This is a genomic window from Nonomuraea antri, from assembly GCF_013283785.1.
GTDB classification, from domain to species: domain Bacteria; phylum Actinomycetota; class Actinomycetes; order Streptosporangiales; family Streptosporangiaceae; genus Nonomuraea; species Nonomuraea antri.
Genome location: NZ_JABCPZ010000062.1, coordinates 1 through 20,210, shown reverse-complemented (window position 1 = coordinate 20,210; position 20,210 = coordinate 1). Strand labels below are relative to the sequence as shown.

21 protein-coding genes are annotated in these 20,210 nt (G+C 70.8%); 7 read left to right on the top strand and 14 right to left on the bottom strand.

Annotated elements, in window-relative coordinates; all coding sequences use genetic code 11:
* The first annotated feature begins 42 nt into the window (after window positions 1-42).
* The 4 genes from HII36_RS21405 to HII36_RS21390 all read left to right on the top strand — a co-directional run bounded on the left by HII36_RS21405 (window position 43) and on the right by HII36_RS21390 (window position 4,058).
* Window positions 43-816: an ABC transporter ATP-binding protein gene (locus HII36_RS21405; protein WP_173525009.1), complete on the top strand. Its 774-nt coding sequence runs from the start codon at window positions 43-45 to the stop codon at window positions 814-816.
* 141 nt (window positions 817-957) lie between these two features.
* Window positions 958-1,989 carry an alpha/beta hydrolase gene (locus HII36_RS21400; protein WP_328807813.1) on the top strand — a complete coding sequence of 344 codons (1,032 nt, stop codon included), beginning with the start codon at window positions 958-960 and terminating at the stop codon, window positions 1,987-1,989.
* The gene (locus tag HII36_RS21395) at window positions 1,982-3,250 is read left to right on the top strand and encodes an acyltransferase family protein (protein ID WP_173525008.1); all 1,269 of its coding nucleotides are present in this window, start codon (window positions 1,982-1,984) and stop codon (window positions 3,248-3,250) included. Before HII36_RS21400 ends, HII36_RS21395 begins: the two co-directional genes overlap by 8 nt.
* 37 nt (window positions 3,251-3,287) lie before the next feature.
* A complete protein-coding gene (locus tag HII36_RS21390) occupies window positions 3,288-4,058 on the top strand; it encodes an arginase family protein (protein ID WP_217369777.1) in 771 nt (256 codons plus the stop codon).
* Window positions 4,059-4,129: 71 nt separating this feature from the next.
* On the opposite strand, the gene HII36_RS21385 is transcribed toward HII36_RS21390, so the two are convergent.
* The 6 genes from HII36_RS21385 to HII36_RS21360 form a co-directional block, all read right to left on the bottom strand.
* Complete coding sequence (locus tag HII36_RS21385) at window positions 4,130-4,681, bottom strand: GTP-binding protein (RefSeq protein ID WP_173525029.1); 552 nt, start codon at window positions 4,679-4,681, stop codon at window positions 4,130-4,132.
* 7 nt (window positions 4,682-4,688) lie between these two features.
* On the bottom strand, window positions 4,689-5,093 hold the full coding sequence (locus HII36_RS21380) for a DUF742 domain-containing protein (protein ID WP_236003714.1): 405 nt from the start codon (window positions 5,091-5,093) through the stop codon (window positions 4,689-4,691).
* A 19-nt stretch (window positions 5,094-5,112) separates the two neighbouring features.
* Window positions 5,113-5,535 carry a roadblock/LC7 domain-containing protein gene (locus tag HII36_RS21375; RefSeq protein ID WP_173525007.1) on the bottom strand — a complete coding sequence of 141 codons (423 nt, stop codon included), beginning with the start codon at window positions 5,533-5,535 and terminating at the stop codon, window positions 5,113-5,115.
* Window positions 5,532-8,747 carry a sensor histidine kinase gene (locus HII36_RS21370; RefSeq protein WP_173525006.1) on the bottom strand — a complete coding sequence of 1,072 codons (3,216 nt, stop codon included), beginning with the start codon at window positions 8,745-8,747 and terminating at the stop codon, window positions 5,532-5,534. Before HII36_RS21370 ends, HII36_RS21375 begins: the two co-directional genes overlap by 4 nt.
* A 249-nt stretch (window positions 8,748-8,996) precedes the next feature.
* A complete protein-coding gene (locus HII36_RS21365) occupies window positions 8,997-10,394 on the bottom strand; it encodes an aminobutyraldehyde dehydrogenase (RefSeq protein WP_173525005.1) in 1,398 nt (465 codons plus the stop codon).
* A 137-nt stretch (window positions 10,395-10,531) separates the two neighbouring features.
* Complete coding sequence (locus tag HII36_RS21360) at window positions 10,532-11,800, bottom strand: glycosyltransferase (RefSeq protein WP_173525004.1); 1,269 nt, start codon at window positions 11,798-11,800, stop codon at window positions 10,532-10,534.
* Between the two features lie 127 nt (window positions 11,801-11,927).
* On the opposite strand from HII36_RS21360, the gene HII36_RS21355 reads away from it, so the two are divergent.
* Window positions 11,928-12,533 (top strand): TetR/AcrR family transcriptional regulator, encoded by a 606-nt coding sequence (locus HII36_RS21355; RefSeq protein WP_328807812.1) that lies wholly within the window; start codon window positions 11,928-11,930, stop codon window positions 12,531-12,533.
* On the opposite strand, the gene HII36_RS58720 is transcribed toward HII36_RS21355, so the two are convergent.
* From HII36_RS58720 to HII36_RS21335, 4 genes are read right to left on the bottom strand one after another with little or no spacing between them, the layout of a single operon-like run.
* On the bottom strand, window positions 12,527-13,576 hold the full coding sequence (locus tag HII36_RS58720) for an ABC transporter ATP-binding protein (RefSeq protein WP_173525003.1): 1,050 nt from the start codon (window positions 13,574-13,576) through the stop codon (window positions 12,527-12,529). The two genes, HII36_RS21355 and HII36_RS58720, sit on opposite strands and share 7 nt — an antisense overlap.
* Window positions 13,563-14,342, bottom strand: coding sequence for an ABC transporter permease (locus tag HII36_RS21345; protein WP_173525002.1), 780 nt, complete (start codon window positions 14,340-14,342; stop codon window positions 13,563-13,565). Before HII36_RS21345 ends, HII36_RS58720 begins: the two co-directional genes overlap by 14 nt.
* Window positions 14,335-15,192 (bottom strand): ABC transporter permease, encoded by an 858-nt coding sequence (locus HII36_RS21340; protein WP_328807811.1) that lies wholly within the window; start codon window positions 15,190-15,192, stop codon window positions 14,335-14,337. The genes HII36_RS21345 and HII36_RS21340 overlap by 8 nt, the downstream gene beginning before the upstream one ends.
* Window positions 15,193-15,199: 7 nt before the next feature.
* Window positions 15,200-16,318, bottom strand: a complete 1,119-nt coding sequence (locus HII36_RS21335) for a polyamine ABC transporter substrate-binding protein (protein WP_173525001.1) — start codon at window positions 16,316-16,318, stop codon at window positions 15,200-15,202.
* Between the two features lie 230 nt (window positions 16,319-16,548).
* Here HII36_RS21335 and HII36_RS21330 point away from each other — a divergent pair, with 230 nt between their 5' ends.
* Together HII36_RS21330 and HII36_RS21325 are read left to right on the top strand one after the other, a co-directional pair.
* Window positions 16,549-17,622, top strand: a complete 1,074-nt coding sequence (locus tag HII36_RS21330) for a phosphotransferase (RefSeq protein WP_173525000.1) — start codon at window positions 16,549-16,551, stop codon at window positions 17,620-17,622.
* The gene (locus tag HII36_RS21325) at window positions 17,619-18,578 is read left to right on the top strand and encodes an SIS domain-containing protein (RefSeq protein ID WP_173524999.1); all 960 of its coding nucleotides are present in this window, start codon (window positions 17,619-17,621) and stop codon (window positions 18,576-18,578) included. Before HII36_RS21330 ends, HII36_RS21325 begins: the two co-directional genes overlap by 4 nt.
* Before the next feature lie 16 nt (window positions 18,579-18,594).
* Here HII36_RS21325 and HII36_RS21320 read toward each other — a convergent pair whose 3' ends face one another.
* From HII36_RS21320 to HII36_RS55750, 4 genes are all read right to left on the bottom strand, one after another.
* Window positions 18,595-19,161, bottom strand: coding sequence for a GTP-binding protein (locus tag HII36_RS21320; protein WP_173524998.1), 567 nt, complete (start codon window positions 19,159-19,161; stop codon window positions 18,595-18,597).
* Window positions 19,142-19,456: a DUF742 domain-containing protein gene (locus HII36_RS21315; RefSeq protein WP_217369781.1), complete on the bottom strand. Its 315-nt coding sequence runs from the start codon at window positions 19,454-19,456 to the stop codon at window positions 19,142-19,144. The genes HII36_RS21320 and HII36_RS21315 overlap by 20 nt, the downstream gene beginning before the upstream one ends.
* Before the next feature lie 69 nt (window positions 19,457-19,525).
* Window positions 19,526-19,948 carry a roadblock/LC7 domain-containing protein gene (locus tag HII36_RS21310; RefSeq protein WP_173524996.1) on the bottom strand — a complete coding sequence of 141 codons (423 nt, stop codon included), beginning with the start codon at window positions 19,946-19,948 and terminating at the stop codon, window positions 19,526-19,528.
* Window positions 19,945-20,210: hypothetical protein (locus HII36_RS55750; RefSeq protein WP_217369775.1), on the bottom strand; the 266-nt coding region annotated here is incomplete at its 5' end. The genes HII36_RS55750 and HII36_RS21310, both read right to left, overlap by 4 nt.

Here is a 20,210-nt window from a genome sequence, read left to right as displayed (position 1 = left end):
CGCCATGTTGTCCCTGGTCTCGCTCCCCCCGAGGAATTCGCCTTGCTCGAGATAGACAACCTCTCCCACGTTTACGGCGGCGGCGGCCCCAACGAGCACCGCGCCATCGAAGGACTCAGCCTGAGCGTCGCCGAAGGTGAGCTGTTGTGCATCGTCGGGCCGTCGGGGTGCGGAAAGTCCACGCTGCTGCGTTCCATCGCCGGCCTCATCACGCCCACCGGCGGTGAGATCAGGGTCGAGGGCAACCTGGTGCGCCAGACGCCCGACAACCTGGCCGTCGTCTTCCAGGACTACAGCCGCTCGCTCTTCCCCTGGATGTCGGTGGCCGACAACGTGGCGTTGCCGCTGCGCCGCAAGAGCCTCGACAAGCGTCAGCGCCGCGAGGCCGCGCACGAGGCGCTGGAGTCCGTCGGCCTCTCCGACGCCGGGCGCAAGTACCCGTTCCAGCTGTCCGGCGGCATGCAGCAGCGCGTGGCGATCGCGCGGGCGCTGGCCTACCGTCCGTCGCTGATGCTCATGGACGAGCCGTTCGGCTCCGTGGACGCCCAGACCCGCGAGGACCTGGAAGACCTGGTGCTCAAGGTACGCAGCCACCACCAGATGACCATCGTGCTGATCACGCACGACATCGACGAGAGCGTCTACGTGGGCGACCGCGTGGTGGTGCTGTCCAAGGCGCCCGCGCAGGTGGTGGGCGACCTGAAGGTGGACCTGCCGTCGCCGCGCGACCAGATCACCACCCGCGAGGACCCGAACTTCGTGCACCTGCGCGCCGAGGTCGGCCGCATGGTCCGCGGCCACGCCGCCGCGGTCTGACCTGCCCGGCGCGGGGTCCGGGGCGCGTCCGCGCGGGCCGGACATCGCACCAAGGTCGTACATCCGGGGTTTGATCGCCTGCCCGTGAATGGGCTCCGCGGTGCGATGTGGAGCCGGGCCCGCGCGAGGCAATCTCAGCGGGTGAACCCGATCGATCGACCGGCTCGCGCCCCGCGCGGCGGGCGGCCCAGGCACGGGCGGCTCAGGCTAGGGCGGCTCAGGCTAGGGCGGCTCAGGCGCAGTCTGCTCGCCGCGCTGCTCGCCGCCTCGCTGGCCGCGCCGGTGATGGGCGCGGCCCGCCCCGCGGCGGTCCCCGCGCCCGACCCGGGCCGCCTGCCACCGCTGACCGACGCGAGCCCCGCCACCCTCGCCCGGCGATACGCGGCCACCCATGACGCCGTACGCGCGGCCCAGCGGATGGCCGCCGGCCACGGCGATCGCCGCCGGGCCTCGATGCTGGCCGGCATGGCCGATCCGGCCCGGCGGTTCCTGTCCTTCGACGGCCGTGACGGGGGCCGGGCCGTCGAGGTCTTCGGCGACCTGGCCGACGCCGGGACGATCGCCGTCGTGGTGCCGGGGGCCGACACCAACCTGGACAAGTACGGGCTCCTGCGCGGCGGCTCGATGCGGCTGCACGCGGCGATCGGCGGGCGGTCCGCGGTCGTGGCCTGGCTCGGCTACCGCACGCCCAGCACCCTGAGCCTCCAGTCGCTGACCGCCGACCTGGCCGACGCCGGGGTGCCGGCGCTGCGGGCGTTCGTGCGCGAACTGGCCGCGATCAAGCCGGGCGCGCGGGTCTCCCTGGTGTGTCACTCCTACGGCTCGGTGGTGTGCGGGCGGGCGGCGTCCGGCCTGGACGTGGCCGACCTCGTCCTGTACGGCAGCGCGGGCGTGACCGCCGAGACCGCGGCCGGCCTGCGGACCAGGGCGACCGTCTGGGCCGGGGTGGGCGCCGGCGACTGGATCTCCGAGGTGCCGAACGTGCGCTGGCGGCTGCCGTTCGCCACGGTCGGCCTCGGTGCCGACCCGGTCTCCCCCGGCTTCGGCGCCCGGGTCTTCCCCGCGGGGAACGGCGGTCACAGCGACTACCTGCGGGCCGGGTCCGTGGCACTGGAGAACATCGCCAGGATCGTCAGCGGCGGGAACCCGCTCCCGGCAGGCGCCGATGGCTGACCCGACCGGCCACCGCACCGCGCCGGGGGGCCTGGTCCCGCGGGTCGTCGCGGCGACCCCGGCCGGCCGTGATCGCGGCCTGGACGCCCTGCGCGCGCTGGCCATCCTCGGCGTGGTGCTCGGCCACTGGCTGGTGACCGCCCTGGTCGCCGACAGCGGGACGCTGCGCACCACGAGCCCGCTGCGCGCGCTGCCCGAGTTCGTGCCGCTCTCCTGGGTGTTCCAGACGCTGGCGGTCTTCTTCCTGGTCGGCGGATACGCGGGCGCGCGCGGACACGCACGCTCCATGGCCGCGGGCGAGACGTACCGGCACTGGCTGGGCGCCCGGCTGGCCAGGCTGGCCCGTCCCGTCGTGCCGGTGGTCGCGGTGTGGGCCGTGGTGGCGGTGGCGATGCTCGCGGCGGGCGTCGACCTGGACACCGTGCGCGCGCTGGCCAAGCTGGTGTGGTCCCCGCTGTGGTTCCTGCTGGTCTTCGCGGCGCTGACGGCCGCCACCCCGCTCGCGGCACGCCTGCATCCGGCCTGGCCGCTGCTCACGGTGGCCCTGGTGGACGCGGCCCGCTTCGGCCTGGACGCCCCCGCCTGGCTCGGCTGGATCAACGTGGCCGCCGGCTGGCTGGTCCCCTACTGCCTGGGCGCCCACCTGAACCGGCCCCACCGGGGCGGGCCGGGAGACCAGGGCGAGCCGGAGTGCCGGGGCGGATCGGGATGCCAGGGCGGATCTGGGTGCCAGGGCGGCCTGGGCGGTCCGCGCACCCGGCGGGCGGCGTGGGGGCTGCTGGCCGGTGGGGTCGTGGCCACCGCGGGGCTGGTACTGGGCGCGGGCTATCCGGCGGCCATGGTCGGGGTGCCGGGCGCGCCCGTCTCGAACCTCGACCCGCCCACGCTCGCCGCCGTCACCTTCGGCCTGGCGCAGAGCGGCGCCGCGCTGCTCCTGCTCGGCCCGTTGCGCCGGCTGCTGCGCCGGCCCGCCGCGTGGGCGGCCGTGGCGCTCGCCAACCTGGCCGCCATGACGATCTTCCTCTGGCACCAGACCGCCATGATCGCGGTGACCGCGCTCGGGCTGGTGGCCGCGCGACCGCTGCCCGGCCTGCACACCGTGCCCGACGGCCCGGGGTGGGTGGCGGCCCGGCTGGCCTGGACGCCGGGGTTCGCGCTCGCCCTGCTGGTCTGCGTCGCCGCCTTCCACGCCCACGAGCGAGCCTCGGGGCGATCCGGCTCTCCGGTGCCCGGGCGTGACCGGGTGGCTCCGGGCGGATGATCGCCCCGGGCGTGGTCCGGTTGTTATCGTGACGCGGATGCCGACCCTTCATGTGCCCTACCACCTCGACGAGCACGTCCCCGATCTCAACGTCCCGCTGCCGCCGGGCGCGGACGTCGCCGAGCTGACCGTGGACCTCCCCGACGCGGACGTCTGGACCAGGTTCGCCGGGCTCTACGACGCCGTCGCCGAGTCCGTGGCGCGCACGGCGCGTGGCGGCGCGCCCGCGGCCGTCGTGTCAGGAGACTGCACGGTGACGATCGGCATGCTGGCCGGGCTGCAGCGGGCCGGGATCGACGCCTCGGTCGTCTGGTTCGACGCGCACGGCGACCTCCAGACGCTGGAGACGACCCCGTCCGGCTACCTCGGCGGCATGGCGCTGCGGTTCCTGCTCGGCTACCGTCCTGATCTCGTCGCCGACCGGCTCGGCCTGCGTCCGCCGCCGGTGGATCGGGTGGTGCTGGTCGACGGCCGCGATCTCGACCCGCCGGAGTCGGCGTTCCTGGCGTCGGCGCCGCTGCGGCGGCTGTCGCTGGCGGAGGTGTCCGCGGCGGCGCTGCCGTCCGGGCCGCTGCTGGTGAACCTCGACCTGGACGTCCTCGACCCCGGCGAGCTGCCCGGGCTGCGCTATCCGGCGGATGGCGGCCCGGACGTGCCCGCGCTGCTGCGGGCGGCCGCCGCCGTGCTCGGCTCCGGACGGGTCGCCGGGCTCAACGTCGCCTGCACCTGGCACGGCGGCAGGCCAGACCCGGACGGCGTCCGCGCGCACCTGGTGTCGGCGCTGCTCACCAGCCTCCTGGCGGCCTAGCGGAAACGGCGGACAGCCGGAAAAGCCGATGCCGCCCGGCACGTGGCCGGGCGGCATCGGGCGGGCCGGCGTCAGGCCGGCGTGTGCATGTGGCGGGTCAGCGCGTGTTCCACCAGCGTGATCAGAGTCGATTTGACCGAGTCCCTGGCCCTGGCGTCCAGCCGGATGACCGGCGTGTGCCCGCCGATGGACAGCGCCTCGCGGATCTCGTCCTCGTTGTGCAGGAACTGCCCGTCCCAGCCGTTGATCCCGATCACGAACGGCAGCTTCGCCTCTTCGAAGTAGTCGATCGCCGGGAAGCTGTCGGCCAGCCGCCGCGTGTCGACCAGCACGACCGCGCCGATCGCGCCTTTGACCAGGTCGTCCCACATGAACCAGAACCGGTGCTGTCCTGGCGTGCCGAACAGGTACAGGATCAGGTCGCGGTCCAGCGAGACGCGGCCGAAGTCCATCGCCACCGTCGTGGTGGTCTTGTTCGGCGTGAGCGAGACGTCGTCGACGTGCGCGGAGGCGTCCGTCATGACCGCTTCCGTGGTCAGCGGCAGGATCTCCGAGACCGCGCCAACGAACGTCGTCTTGCCCACGCCGAAGCCCCCGGCCACGACGATCTTCGTCGAGGTCAGGCCGGGGCTAGAGCCTGCGAAGTCCACTGAGCACCCTTTCGAGCAGGTTGAGGTCCGGCTTTCCCGCGTCCAGCGCAGGCTGGTGCACGCGGATCAGGCCCTCCGACGCCATGTCGGCGATCAGCACCCGGACCACGCCCAAAGGCTGGCGTAAAAGGGCGGAGATCTCAGCCACTGACCGGACGTTCCGGGTCAGGTTGATGATCGCCTGATACTCCGGACTAAGTAGAGAAATGTCTTGGTATTCCGACGTCACGGAGGACACCAGCGCCTCCATGGCGAACTTCATCCGCGGGGCCGTCCGCCCCCCGGTCACGGCATAGGGCCGTACCAGGGAGCTCGGCTTCTGCGGACGTGGCGCCGCCGGATGCGGCGGAGTGCTATCACCAGCCCAACCCTGACCTGACACCATGATCTCCTGTCACCGCCACCTAGCGGGGGCGGGTGGCCTGCAGTTCAGCGCGTACGGCAGGCGTGAGCACCTGACCGGCGCGCTCGACGAGCAGCGTCATCTGGTAGGCCACCAGGCCCATGTCGCAGTCGGGCGCGGCGAGCACGGCCAGGCACGAACCGTCGCTGATCGACATGATCATCAACAGGCCGCGCTGCATCTCGATGACCGTCTGGGTCACCATGCCGCCCTCGAACACCCGGGCGGCGCCCTGGGTCAGACTGATCACACCTGAGGCGACCGCGGCGAGCTGGTCGGCCCGGTCCTTGGGGAAACCCTCGGAGAAGGCCAGCGGCAAACCGTCGGACGAGACCACGACCGTGTGTGCCACGCCGGGCACGTTGTTCACGAAGTCAGTGATCAGCCAGCTGATGCCACGCGCTCCCTGGCTCAGTTCTCTCATTTCTCCTCCTCATTCTCTTCTCCGCGGGTGAAGGCGCGGCCTTGCCGCACACCCTGCTGGAAACTGGAGAGCCGGCTACGCAACCGCTCCGGCGAAACCTGCGGCGCCGGGGACGTGAGCGGGGGCTCGGCCAGGCTCGCCGTACCGGGCACCAGGTTGGCCTTGGGCACGCGGCGCGGCAGCCCGGAGGACGTGGTGCCCCCCTGGGCCGGCTGCGCGGCGGCCTGCGCGGCCTGGAAGCCGGAGTCGGCGGGCGACGACCAGGTCGCGCCCGCGCCCGAGGCGCCCGGCCGGCGCTGCGGCAGCCCACCGCGTCCCAGCGGCGGCGCCGACGGCGCGGCCGTCTCCGGCGGCGCGGCAGATGGCGCGGCAGGTGGCGCGACCGGCGGCGGGGGCGCCGACAGGTCGGCGGGCACGGCCGGCTGCACGGCGGTCACCTCGTGCTCGGCCTCGGGCTCCGGCTCTGGCCGGCGGAACCAGTCGGAGCCGACCGACGAGAAGATCGGCAGGAACTCCTCGCTCTGCTCCTCGATGGGCGAGGAACGCACCACGGGGAGCGGGCCGGTCATGTCCTGCGAGGTGTAGTCGCCGGGCCCGAACGGGTTGTGCGGCGCGCCGCCGTTCTGCTGGAAGGCGTCGGCGGGCTTGGACTCCTCGCCGTACTGCGGCCACGGCTTCTGCTCGGACTCGAACAGCCCCCGGCGCTGCGGCTGGTCGCCGAAGGACGACCAGCGCGGCTCGTCGCGCGACTCGGGCGGCTCGGTGGCGAACGACGGCCAGCGCGGCTCGTCCTGAAGCGGCGGCGGCTGCTCCGCGAACGACGGCCAGCGCAGCTCGTCGGACTGCGGGGCGGCGGCGGGCGGCTCGGCGAACGAGGGCGGCTCGGCGAACGAGGGCCAGCGCGGCTCCTCGGGACGCGCGCCACCCAGATCGCCGAAGCCCGACGCCGGCTCACCGAACGACGGGGCGACCTCGCCGAACGACGGAGCAGGCTCACCGAACGACGGGGCGGGCTCGCCGAAGGACGGCCCCGGCTCACCGAAGGACGGCGCGCGCTCACCGAACGACGGGGCCGCCGGCTCCTCGCTGAACGACGGCCACTTCGCCTCGTCCTCGGCGAACGACGGCCAGTTCCCGGTGCCGCCTGGCACGTTCCCGGCGCTGCCGGGCGCGGGCAGCGAGCCCGGCCACTGGGTGTCCATCGGCGTGTCGACCCTGGGCGCGGGCGCCGCGAGCGCGCCGGTGTCGGCGGGCTGGTTGAACATGCTGGGGTCGAACGAGGTGAACGCCTCGTACTGACCGCCCTGCTGCGGCTTGCCCTGGGCGCCGGTGATGAGCATGTCGGGCATGAGCACCTGGGCGCTGAGCCCGCCGGTCTCGCGCATCTTGAGCTGGACCCTGATGCCGTGGCGCAGGGCCAGGCGGCCGACCACGAACAGGCCCATGCGCCGCGACACCGACACGTCCACGACGGGCGGGTTCGCCAGCCGCCAGTTGGCCTCGTTCAGCTCGTCCGGGCTCATGCCGATGCCCAGGTCGTTGATGGTCACCAGGGCGCCGCCCTCGACGGCGGTGCTGGTCACCTGGACGCGGCTCTCGCGCGGCGAGAAGGAGATGGCGTTCTCGATCAGCTCGGCCAGCAGGTGGACGGCGTCGGTGACGGCGGGGCCGACGATCAGCGTGCCCGAGGGGATCTGGATCTGGACCCGCTCGTAGTTCTCGACCTCCGACAGCGAGGCGCGGGCGATGTCGACCAGCGGCACCGGCTCGCTCCACTTGCGCGCGGCCTCCTGGCCGGCGAGGACCAGCAGGTTCTCGCTGTTGCGGCGCATGCGGGTGGCCAGGTGGTCGAGGCGGAACAGGTTCGCGAGCCGCTGCTCGTCCTCTTCGCCCTGCTCCAGGCCCTCGATGAGCTGCAGCTGCCGTTCGACCAGCGTCTGGCTGCGGCGCGAGAGGTTGACGAACATGGAGTTGACGTTGGCGCGCAGCTTGGCCTCGTCACCGGCCAGCCGGATGGCCTCGCGGTGGACCTCGTCGAACGCCCGCGCCACTTCACCGATCTCGTCGCGGGTGTTGACGCCGACCGACGGGACGTCGGGCACCTGCGCGCCGTCACCGGATTCGCGCAGCACGCGGACGGTCTCGGGCAGCCGGGTGGTGGCCACCTGGAGCGCCTCGGCACGCAGCCGGCGCAGCGGGCGGACCAGCGAACCGGCCACGCGGGTGGTGATGACCAGCACGAGCAGCAGCAGGACCAGGATGGTCGCGCCGGAGACGATCGCGTTCTGCTGCTCGGAGTCGCTCAGCTCGCGGGTCCTGGTCACGATCTTGTTGGCCAGGCTGTCTTCGATCTTGCGCAGTGCGTTGCCGGTCAGCGTGGTGCTGTCGTACCAGAGGCTGAGGTCGCGGGTGGTGGTGACGTCCAGGTTGCGGATCTGGTTGTAGGCGCGCAGCTGGGCCAGGGCGCGCTGGCGCATGGCGTCGGCGCGGTCGATCTGCGGCCCGCGCAGGCCCGTCTGGTAGGCCAGCAGGTCCTCGGCGGAGGCCTCCTGCTGGAAGGTGGCCAGCTCGGCCTGCTGCCGGTTCCAGGAGCCGAGGAAGTCGGACAGGTCGTCGTAGTCCAGCTTGGTCTCGACCAGGGCGACGATCAGGATGACCTGCTGGCGGGCGATCTCTTCCTTGACCGCCTCCAGCGCGCCGAGCGCGGCGATGTCACCCTGCAGCCGGTCGTCGTTGACGCCGGTGCCGAGGTCCGCCTGCACCGACGAGAACACGTTGATCATCGTCGAGTACACGCTGATGACGGCGCGCGGGGGGACACTGCGCGCGATGAGCGAGTCGCGCAGGCTGTCGAGCCCGGTCAGCCAGCGCCGCATGGCGGCCACGCTGTCCTGGACGCGCGCCGAGTGCGACTCGTCGATGGCGCTCAGCGCCGTCATGACCTGCTTCCTGGCCGCGTCGGACGCCTGCCGCTGGGTGCGGATCTGCGTCATGCGCCCGGCCTTGAGCGCGCCGGCGCCGAACCACGCGGTGAGCGTGCGTTCCTTGGCCAGCTCGTGGTTGAGCGTGCCGATGCGCTGGACCAGCTCGGCGACCTGGGTCAACCGGCGGTACTCGGCGCTGGTGCCGATGGCGTTGGCCAGCTGCACGCCGGCGAGGAGCACGCCCACGATGGTGGGGATGAGGATGAGCGCGATCAGCCTTGAGCGCACGCGCCAGTTCCCCAGCCGGAACCGTCCGCCTGTGTACTCCCCTGACCGCGTGTGCCGGGGGTTTTCCGTCCTCACTGACTCTCGCAACCTCTCGCCGTTACGTGCTCGAAAAATCTGACACGCGTGTGGCGCATGGGATTCTGCGGGCTGGGTAATTGGAACACAACCCGTACCAGATCGGCCAACCGAACATATCCCATCAAACACGACCAAAGTGGCTCATCTGGTCGCATTTCGCCGTACACGTTTTCAGGCAGGCCGGAACGAATCCCGCTCAGCCGGCGCCGCGTGCTTCACCATCAGGTGCCGGGTGACCGAGTACTCCTGTACCGCTTCCTGGCTCATGTCCTTGCCGAACCCGCTGCCCTTGACGCCGCCGTGCGGCGCTTCGCTGGCGATGGGCAGGTGGTCGTTCACCCAGGTCACGCCCACATCGAGCCGGTGGGCCACCCGCATCGCCCTGGCCACGTCCCGCGACCAGACCGACGAGGCCAGACCATAGCGGGTGTCGTTGGCCAGGCGCACCGCCTCGTCCTCGCCGTCGAACGGCAGGACCACCAGAACCGGTCCGAACAGCTCACCCTGCACGATCTCGCTCGATTGTGCGACATCTGTTACAAGAGTGGGCGGGTAGTAGAAGCCGGGGCCCTCGATCGGCTCGCCGCCGCAGACCACCCGGCCACCGGCGCGGGAGACGAACCCGTGCACCCGCTCCCGGTGCGCGGCCGAGATCAGCGGGCCGATGTCGGTGGCCGGGTCCCAGGGGTCGCCCACGGTGATTTTGGCAAGAGTTGCCCGAAGTGCCTCGACCGCGTCACCGTAGGTTTCCCTGGCGACGTAGACGCGCGTGGCGGCCGTGCAGTCCTGTCCGGTGTTGTACGTGGCGCCCATCGCCACGCCGCGGGCCATCTCCTCCAGGTCGGCGTCCGCGAAGACCAGGGCCGGGGCCTTGCCGCCGAGCTCCAGGTGCACCCGCTTGAGCGTCTGGGCGGCGCCGGTCATCACGGCCCGTCCGGTCTCGGTGGAGCCGGTGACGCTGACCACGTCCACGCCGGGGTCGGTGACCAGCGCCTGGCCCACCTCGGCGCCGCCGGTGATCGCCTGCACGAGCCCGTCGGGCGCGCCCGCCCGGGTGAACAGCTCGGCCAGCCGCAGCGTGGTGCGCGGCGTCTGCGGCGCGGGCTTGATCACCACCGCGTTGCCCGCGGCCACCGCCGGGCCGACCTTCCACACGCCCATGATGAACGGGAAGTTCCACGGCGAGATCGAGCCGACCACGCCGACCGGACGGCGCAGCATGACCGAGGTGTAGCCGGCGCTGAACACGCCCGCGCCCGATCCGTCCAGCGAGCGCGCGGCGCCGGCGAAGAAGCGCAGGTTGTCCACCGCGAACGGCAGCTCGCCGTCCCTGAACACGGCCGCCGGCTTGCCCGTCTCCTCCACCTCCAGCCTGGTCAGCTCCTCGGCGTCGGACTCGACCAGATCGGCCAGCCGCAGCAGCAGTCTGGCCCGGTCGGCGGGGGTGGTCTGCGACCACTCGGCGAAGGCGTTCCTGGCCTTCTGCACGGTCTCGGCCACGTCACCCACGGGGGTGTCGGGCACCTCGGCGCAGGGCAGGCCGGTGGCGGGGTTGATCAGTTCACGCATGGGGCTCGTTCCTCAGGTGTGGCGATGGGCGGGCGGCGCCCGGGAGGCCCGGGTCCTGGGCCTCCGACGAGAGCGACCCGCCCCGGGCGGATCGCTCCGCCGGGACGGGTCACTCCGCTGGGACAGGGGTCCCGGTGTTACTTCTGGCCGAGCTGCTCGATCAGGTCGGCCGCCTTGCGCAGGCCGTCGCGGCCGCGGATCTCCGCGCCCGCCGCGTCCAGCCTGGCACGCAGCTCGGTGTCGCCGAGCAGGCGCTCGACCGCGCCCGTCAGCTCCTCGTCGGTGAAGGCGTAGGTCGCCAGCCGGACGCCGTAGCCCAGCTCGGCCACCCGCTGGGCGTTGTCGTACTGGTCCCAGAACAGCGGCAGCAGGATCATCGGCTTGCCGAAGTGCAGCGCCTCGGTGGTGGTGTTGTTGCCGCCGTGCGTGATGACCAGGTCGCAGAGCGGGATGATCTTCGTCTGCGGCAGGAACTCGGCGCCCCACATGTTGTCGGCCAGCTTGATCTCCTCGTGCAGCGGGCCCTTGGAGACGATGTACTGGTGCGGGGTGGTGCCCAGCACGTCGATCACCCGCTGCATCAGCTCCACGTCGGAGGAGCCGAGCGAGCCCAGGGAGAAGTAGATCAGCCCGTTCTCGCCGCGGTCGAACGGCAGCGTGAAGTCCTCGTCGGTCTCGCGCACCGAGGAGTCGAGCCGGTGCCAGGACTCACCGAGCGGCCGGGCGTCGGTGTAGTCGAGGATCTCCGGGTAGACGTAGAGGTTCAGGTCACCCTCGTGGATGAAGTCCAGGTCGGGCAGCGGCTCGGTGCCCTGCTCGACGCACCACTCGTTGAAGGCGGTCCAGATCTCCCTGTGGGTGCGCTCGTACTCGGCGCGGAAGGCGTCCCACTCGCCGCGGTCGTCGGCGGGCAGGCCGGAGAAGACCGGCGCGACGTCGGCGCCGCGCACCTCCAGCGGGTTGCACGAGACGATGCGGGCGAACTTCTTGCCCGCGGTCAGCAGCGCCGGGAACGTGATCACGTTGTCCTCGACGATGACGTCCGGGTTCACCCGCTCGATGATGGCCTTGAGCTGCGGCTCGCAGTATTTCGCCCCGTCGATGAGCGAGTCCCAGATGGGCTTGGTGACGGTTTCGAGCTGCTCGAAGGTGGTCTTGCGGTACTCGGGCGCGGTCTCGCGGATGAAGTCCTTCCAGAACTGGCCCGCGTCCTGCTCCTCCTCGGCCGGCGGGGCCAGGTCGACCAGGTCCTCCTCGAAGCCGAGCGCTTCGAGCTTGCCCTTCCACGACGACTCCGCGGCGAAGACCACGCGGTGCCCGCGATTGCGCAGGATGTCGCCGATGCCGATGGAGTTGTTCGTGGGCCCGTAGGCGCTTTCCGGCATGAACAGGATGGTGAGAGACATCAGACCGCTCCGGGGGTGGACTAGCAAATTGAAGAGGAATTCAAATACTGATCTAGCGGGAAGGTCAACTTCAGGGCACTATGGTCACGGCTAACTGAACGCGGAACGAACGAATGGGGTGGTGCGCGTGGCCCAGCGCAAAAGCCGTAGTGACCGGCGCATCGACCTGATCGAGGCCGCGCGCAGGGCCATCATCCGCCATGGCATAGACGGTGTACAGCTCTCCCATGTCGCCGAGGAGGCCGGCCTGACCTCGGGCGCCGTGCTCTACCACTACCCCGACCTGAGCGAGCTGCTGATCGAGGCCCAGCACGCCGGCATGGAGCGCTTCTACGAGCAGCGGATGCGCCAGCTCGCCAGGCTCACCGACCCCGCGGAGAAGCTGGTCGTCACGATCAGGTCCGGGCTGCCCACCGGGCCGCTCGACCCGGACGTGCGCCTGCTCAACGAGCTCGGCGGGGCCGCCGGGCGCAACCGGGTCTACGGCGTCCTGCTCACCTCGCTCTACGACCGGCAGGTGTCGATGTACCAGTCGATCCTCGACACCGGGGCCGCGCTCGGGGTGTTCACGCTGCGGGCCGACGCGCTGACCATCTCCCGCAACCTGGTGGCGCTCGAGGACGCCTACGGCTACCGCATCACCGCCAGGCACCCGCTGATCGGCCCCGAGGAGGCGGCCGAGCTGATCCTGTCCTACGCCCGCACGGTGACGGGTCACGACCTCGATCATTGATCGGCCGCCATGATGACCGCGTCCTTGGCCTCCCAGCGCAGCTTCACCTTGGCGCCCTGACGCACGGTGCTCGCGCCCTGCACGGCCACGAGCACCGGCTTGGCCCGTCCCGGGACGTCCACCGAGATGTGCGAGACGCCGCCGTAGAAGCTCACGTCGAGCACGCTGCCCTTGAAACCGCGCACGGCGTTGTCGTCGGCCAGCTCGACCTTCTCCGGACGCACCGCGAGCAGCGCCTTCGCACCTGCCCCCAGCTCGGTCAGCGGGGTGCCGGGCAGCATGCCGAACTCGTCGCTCTGCAGCGCGTCCAGGCCGGTGGCGGCGCCGTGGAAGAGGTTGTTGGCGCCGACGAAGTCGGCCACGAACGGCGAGCGCGGCCGCTCGTACAGCGAGATGGGCTCGTCGACCTGGCGCACGCTGCCGCTGTCGAAGACGGCGATGCGGTCGGCCAGCGACATGGCCTCCTCCTGGTCGTGGGTGACGACCACGAAGGTGATGCCGACCTCGTTCTGCAACCGCTTGAGCTCCAGCTGCATGTCGGCCCGGACCTTCTTGTCCAGCGCCGACAGCGGCTCGTCCAGCAGGAGCAGCCGGGGCCGCTTGACGATGGAACGAGCCAATGCGACACGCTGGCGCTGGCCGCCGGAGAGCTGGGCGGGCTTGCGTCCGCCGTGCGCCGACAGGCCCACGGTCTCCAGCACCTCGCCGACCCGCTTCTTGATCTCCTGGCGCGGCAGCTTCTCGCGCTCCAGGCCGTAGGCCACGTTCTTGGCCACGGTCATGTGCGGGAACAGCGCGTACGACTGGAACATCAGGCTGATCGGCCGCCGGTTGGGCTGCTTGCCGAGCAGGTCTTCACCGTCGAGCGTGACCGTGCCGCTGTCGGGGGTCTCGAACCCGGCCAGGATGCGCAGCAGGGTGGTCTTGCCGCACCCCGAAGGCCCGAGCAGCGCGAAGAACTCGCCCTGCTCGATCCGCAGCGAGACGTCGTCGAGCGCGGTGACGCTGCCGAACCTGCGGCTGATGCCGTCAATCTTGAGCACGTGACTCCCCGATCTTGGTCAGGCGCTGCCCGGCGATCACCGCCGTGAAGCTCACCAGGAGCAGGATCGCCGCCAGCGCGTTGATCTCCGGGGTCACCCCGAAACGGATCATTGAGTAGATGACGATGGGCAGCGTCTGCTCGACGTTGCCGATCGTGAAGAAGGCGATCACGAACTCGTCCAGCGACAGCGTGAACGCCAGCAGCGCGCCGGCGACGATGCCGGGCAGCAGCTGGGGCAGCGTGATCTTCATGAACGTCACCACGGGCCCGGCGCCGAGGTCGCGCGAGGCCTCCTCCAGCGAGGTGTCGCTGTTGGTGAGCCTGGTGCGGACGACGGCGGCGACGAACGCCATGGCGAACACGCCGTGCGCGATGATCACCGAGTACAGCCCGAGCGTGAGCTGGATCAGGCCGTAGAACAGCAGCAGCCCGATCGCGATCACCAGGTCGGGCAGCACGGCCGGCATCAGCGCGAACGCGTCGAGCGTCTTGGACCTGGTGTACCTGGCCAGGCCGACGGCCAGCAGCGTGCCGAGCACGGTGGCGATCACCGTCGAGCCCGCGGCCACGATCAGCGTGTTGACCAGGCCCGCCATGACGCGCTCGTTCTCCAGCAGCTGGCCGTACCACTTGAGGCTGAAGCCCTCGTAGCTGTAGGCCGACTCGCCGGAGTTGAACGACATCACGACGAGCACGAGGATCGGCAGGTACAGGAAGGCGTAGGTCGCCCAGAACGGCAGGTAGAGCAGCTTCGACCTACGCACGGCGGGCCGCCCACGACTGCACCGTCAGCAGCACGACCAGCACCGCGATGAGGGCCAGCGCGAGCGCCGAGCCGAACGGCCAGTCGCGCGCCTTGAGGAACTCGGTGCGGATCAGGTTGCCCACCATCACGGTCTTGCCGCCGCCGAGCATCTCGGGGATGACGAAGTTGCCGAAGCTCGGCACGAACACGAACAGGCTGCCGGTCAGCACGCCGGGCACGGTCAGCGGCAGTGTGACCTTCCTGAACGTGGTGAACGCCGACGCGCCCAGGTTCGCCGACGCCTCGCGCAACTGCGGGTCGAGCTTCTCGATCGTGGCGTACAGCGGCAGCACCATCAGCGGCAGGTACGAGTAGAGCAGCCCGGTGACCACCGCGCCCTGGTTGTACAGCAGCTCCAGCTCGGTGCCCAGCGCCGAGTTGACCAGCCCGACCGGGCTCAGCAGCATGATCCAGGCGTAGACCCGGATGATGAAGTTCGTCCAGAACGGCAGCACGATGGCGACCAGCGCGATCGTCTTCCACTTACGCGGCAGTTGCGCGATGAGGTACGCCGTCGGATAGCCGAGCAGCAGCGCGATCAGCGTCGTGAGCGTGGCGATCTTCAGGGAGTCGACGAACACGCCGACGTAGAGCGAGTCCGCCAGGCGGGTGAAGTTCTCGGTGGTGAACTCGTAGATCACGCCGCCGTAGCGGCCGCGCTGGAAGACCGTGTAACCGAGCACCAGCGCCAGCGGCACCAGCAGGAAAACGACCAGGTACGCCAGACCCGGCGTGAGAAAAACGAACGCGCCCAGCCGGCGGCCCCGGGACGGGGACGCCGGCTGAGCCGCCTTGACCTCTGTGCTCACCGCAAGACTACGACTTCGCCGTGACCTCGGTCTGGAGACGGGTGTACTTGGTAGACCCCTGACCCAGGTCGATGATCGACTCGCCGTTCAGCAGCTCGGCCGGCTTGATGCCGAGGAGAGAGCCCTCGGGGATCTGCACCTTGTCCATCGCGGCCTTGTTCGGGACCTTGTAGTTGATGTTCTCCGCGGCCCAGCGGTGCGTGTCCGGGTTGAGGATGTAGTTGATGAAGGCATGCGCCGCCTCCTTGTTCTTGGAGGACTTCATGATCACCATGGTGTCCACCCAGAGGTCGCTGCCCTCCTTCGGCACCACGAACTTGATGTTCTGCTTCTCGTCCGTGGTCGGGCACCAGCCGTCCCAGGCCTCGACCATGAGGGCCTCGCCGGACTTCAGGCGGTCGCCGAAGGTGGTGTCGTCGTAGCCGAGCAGGTGCGGCTTGGCCGCCATGAGGAGTTCCTTCGCCTTGGCGATCTCCTCGTCCTTGTCGGTGTTGATCGAGTAGCCGAGCGACTTGAGCGCGGGCAGGGCCAGCCAGCGCTCGGTGGTCATCATGGTGACCTTCTTCTCGGCCCAGGCCGGCGGCTTGAGCAGGTCGTTCCAGCTCGTCGGCGTGGCCTTGACCAGGTCGCTGCGGTAGCAGATGCCGGTGGTGCCCCACGTGTAGGGCACCGAGAACTTGTTGCCCTTGTCGTAGGAGAGCTGGGTGGCCTCGGGGTAGAGGTTGGCCAGGTTCGGGATCAGCTCCGGGTGGATCGGCTCGAGCAGGCCCATCGCGTTGAGCGCCTGGGCGTACTGGCCGGACACGAACGCCACGTCGATGCCGCTGTCACCGCTGACGGTGAGCTTGGTCATGGCGGTCTCGTTGGTGTCGTGCAGCGCGATCTTCAGGTCCTGGACCTTGAGGTCGGTCTTGACGCGCTCCGGCAGCTCCTTGGGCGTGTACCCGTCCCACACCGTGATCTGGAGCGACTGCTTCGACAGGTCCGCGTTGGGCTTGAGTTCGGCTGCTGCCTTGGTCGTGCCGTCTGAGCTGGTCGACTCTCCACCGCACGCCGCGACGGCGAGCGCGAGGCCGGCCACCGCAACGGCTGCCGGAAGACGACGGCTGAACCGGGTACGGAACACGTCCGCTACTCCTTCTGAAAGTGCGATGTTTCAAGGGTCGCGCGACCTACGGGCACGGCAGACCAGATCAAGGAGTGTTGCAGCAGAAATCAACATGAGCAAGACTTTTCCCGACATTGCTACCAGGAAGTTTGGTCAGACTGTTGAATTGGGATTCAATAGGGAGCCGGTTGCTCTCCCTGGGTGAGAACCCACTCACCCCCGGAGATCGCGGCCTCACCGCGGCGCTCGTGACGCTGTTGACCGGCGACGTTCCACCGCCGTTCGGCGTCCGCCGATTCCGCCCGCTGCCCACTTTCTCGCACGGGGCAGGGGCTCCCCACACCGGGGTCCCGGCTGAGCGGGATTTCGGCGACCACGTCGACCAGACGAACTACTCGGTGGTCGTCGGCGACCAGGTGGTGGTCAAATGGCTGACTCCGCCTGTCAGGCTGCCGCACCGGACCCCGGAGATCCTCGCCCACCTGACTGATACGGGATTCAACGAGACCGCGCCCCCGTACGCGGCCCTGACCCGCGCCGACGAGCACGGCGAACTCCTGCTCGCGCTGATCACCGGCTATCTCCCCGACGCCGAGGACGGCTGGGAGTGGTGCGTGGCCGACGCCGAGTCCGGCAGCACCGCGTTCGCGTCGCACCTCGGCCGGCTCGCCGCCGACCTGCACCTCTCCCTGTCGACGCTGGAGCCCGGCGGTCCCGAAGCCGGTCCCGAAGGCGGCCCGCCCGCCGATCCCGCTGATCTGGCGGCCAGGGCGGAGCGGGCGCTCGACGAGGCGCTGTCGCTGACCGACGGCACCGACGGTGCGTGGCTGCGGGCCAGGGCCGGCGACCTGCGCGCGGAGCTGGCCGCCCTCGCCCGGCCGGTCACCACGCCGCGCATCCGCATCCACGGCGACCTGCACGTGGGCCAGATCCTGCGCTGGCGCGACGGCTACGCGGTGATCGACTTCGACGGCAACCCCACCGTCGCCGACCCCGACGCCCCCCAGCCCGCGGCCAGGGACGTCGCCCAGCTCACCACCAGCCTCGAACACGTCGCCCAGGTGGCGATCAAACGCCGGGGCACCCCGCCGGCCGACGCGGCGAGCTGGGCGGCCGGCTCCCGCGAGGCCCTGCTCACCGCCTACCGCGCCCGGCTGTCCGAGCACGGCGCGGCGGACCTCCTGGACACCTCACTCATCCGCCCGTTCGAGATCGAGCAGGAATGCCGCGAGCTGATCTACGCAGCCCGCCACCTGCCCCGCTGGCGCTACGCCCCCATGGGCGTGCTGCGCACCTGGTACACCGAGGAGACGACCCCGTGAATTCCGAGCTCTACCTGGCCGACCTGGAGGCCAAGCCCGCCGCGCTGGCCGAGCTGGCCGACGTACTCGCCGAGGGCGACCCGTTCGAGCGGCTGCCCTCGACCGTCGAGCGGGTGTTGTTCCTGGGCATGGGCAGCTCCCGCTACGCCGCCGGCGTGGCCGCGCTGCGGCTGCGGGCGGCCGGCATCGACGCCTACGCCGACTACGCCTCGGCCGCCGCCACCTACCCGGCCGGCGAGAACACGCTGGTCGTGCCGATCTCGGCGACCGGCGGCAGCCGCGAGACCCTGGACGCGGTGGCCCGCTACGCGGGCGGCCCCTCGTTCATCGCCGCGCTCACCAACCGGGCGGGCTCGCCCATCGAGGAGTCGGCCGACCTGGTGATCCCGATGCACGCGGGCGAGGAGCGCGGCGGCGTCGCCTGCCGCACCTTCCAGCACACGCTGGCGCTGCTGCTGGCCCTGGAGTCGCATCTCACCGGCGTGGACCGTGACCTGCCCGCGCTCGTCCGCCGCACCGCCGAGGCCACCGCCGACCTGCTGGAACGCCGCGACGAATGGCTCCCCCTGGCCCTGGAGCTGCTGGACGGCCCGCACGGCGTCCACACGATCGCCCCGGCCGAGCGGCTGTCGTCGGCCGAGCAGTCGGCGCTGATGTTCCGCGAGGGCCCGCGCCGGCGAGCGGACGCCTGCGAGAGCGGCGACTGGTCCCACGTGGACGTCTACCTCACCAAGACCCTCGACTACCGGGCGCTGCTCTACCCGGGCTCGCGCTACGACGAGCAGGCCATGGACTGGGTGCGCGAGCGCGGCTCGACGGTGATCTCGGTCGGCGCCGAGGTGAAGGACGCCGCCGCCGCGATCCGCTACGCGCACGAGGCCGAGGCGGACGTCCCGCTGCTGACCGAGACGCTGGTCGCCGAGCTGGTCGCGGCCCACTGGTGGATCGACCAGTAGGAGACCCGGCCGGGGATCAGGAGGAACGCACGCTCAGCGCGTGCTCGACGAGCGTGATCAGGGTGTTCTTGACCGCCTCGCGGGCACGCGCGTCGGTGCGCACGATCGGCACGTGCCCCGACAGGGACAACGCCTCCCTGACCTGGCTCTCGATGTGCGGGAACGCGCCGTCCCAGCCGTTGAGCGCCACCACGAACGGCAGCTCGGCCTCTTCGAAGTAGTCGATCGCGGAGAAGCTGTCGGCCAGCCGCCGCGTGTCGACCAGCACCACCGCCCCGATCGCGCCTTTGACCAGGTCGTCCCACATGAACCAGAACCGCTGCTGGCCCGGCGTGCCGAACAGGTACATGATCAGGTCACGGTCGAGGGAGACCCGGCCGAAGTCCATCGCCACGGTGGTGGTCGTCTTGCCGGGGGTGTGCGCCAGGTCGTCCACGCCGGACGAGGCCTCGGTCATGACCGCCTCCGTGGTCAGCGGCATGATCTCCGACACCGCGCCGACGAAGGTGGTCTTGCCGACGCCGAACCCGCCCGCCACCACGATCTTCGTGGAGGTGAGCCGGCTAGAGCCTGCGTAGTCCACTGAGCACCCTTTCGAGCAGGCTCCTGTCCGGAAGGCCCGCGTTGAGCTGCGGCTGGTACACCCTGACCAGCCCTTCCACCTCCATGTCGGCCACCAGCACCCGGGCCACGCCCAGGGGGATGCTCAGCAGCGCGGAGATCTCCGCGACCGAGCGCACCTGGCGGCACAGGTCGCTGATCGCGCGGTACTCCCTGGTGTACGACATGCCCAGCTGCGCCGAGGTCGCCGACGAGACCAGCGCCTCCATGGCCAGGCCGGTGCGCGGAGCGGTGCGGCCGCCGGTGACGGTGTACATCCGCACCAGCGAGCTCCGCTCGGGCTCCGGCTCCCCGTCATGCCACGATGCCACTGCGCTCTCCCATCATCACCAGGGGCGAGAGGCCGAGAGCTCAGCCCGTACGGCAGGCGTCAGCACCTGCCCGGCACGCTCGACCAGGATCGTCATCTGGTAGGCCACCAGGCCCATGTCACAGTCGGGCGCGGCCAGCACCGCCAGGCAGGATCCGTCGCTGATCGACATCACCAGCAGCAGGCCGCGATCCATCTCGACGAGGGTCTGCGTGACCCCGCCGCCTTCGAAGACCCGCGAGGCGCCCTGGGTCAAACTGATCAATCCGGCCGCGATGGCGGCCAGCTGGTCGGCGCGGTCCTTGGGGAAACCGCGGGAAAAGGCCATCGGCAGGCCGTCCGCGGAGACGACCACCGCGTGCGCGACTCCCGGCACCTCCTCGACAAAACCGCTGACCAGCCAGTTGACGTCTCGGGCCGCCTGGCTCAATTCCTTCATGCGTCGTCCTCCTCTAGCTCCGCGCGTCCCTTGCGCACGCCCTGCTGGTAGCTGGCGAGCCTGTTACGCAGCCGGTCGGGGGAGACCGGCGGAGCGGGGGGCGCCGTCTGCGGCGCGGCCGTGCCCGGCACGAGGTTCGCCCGCGGCGTGCGTTTGGGCAGTCCGGAGCTAGAGGAGGACGACGCATGAAGGAATTGAGCCAGGCGGCCCGAGACGTCAACTGGCTGGTCAGCGGTTTTGTCGAGGAGGTGCCGGGAGTCGC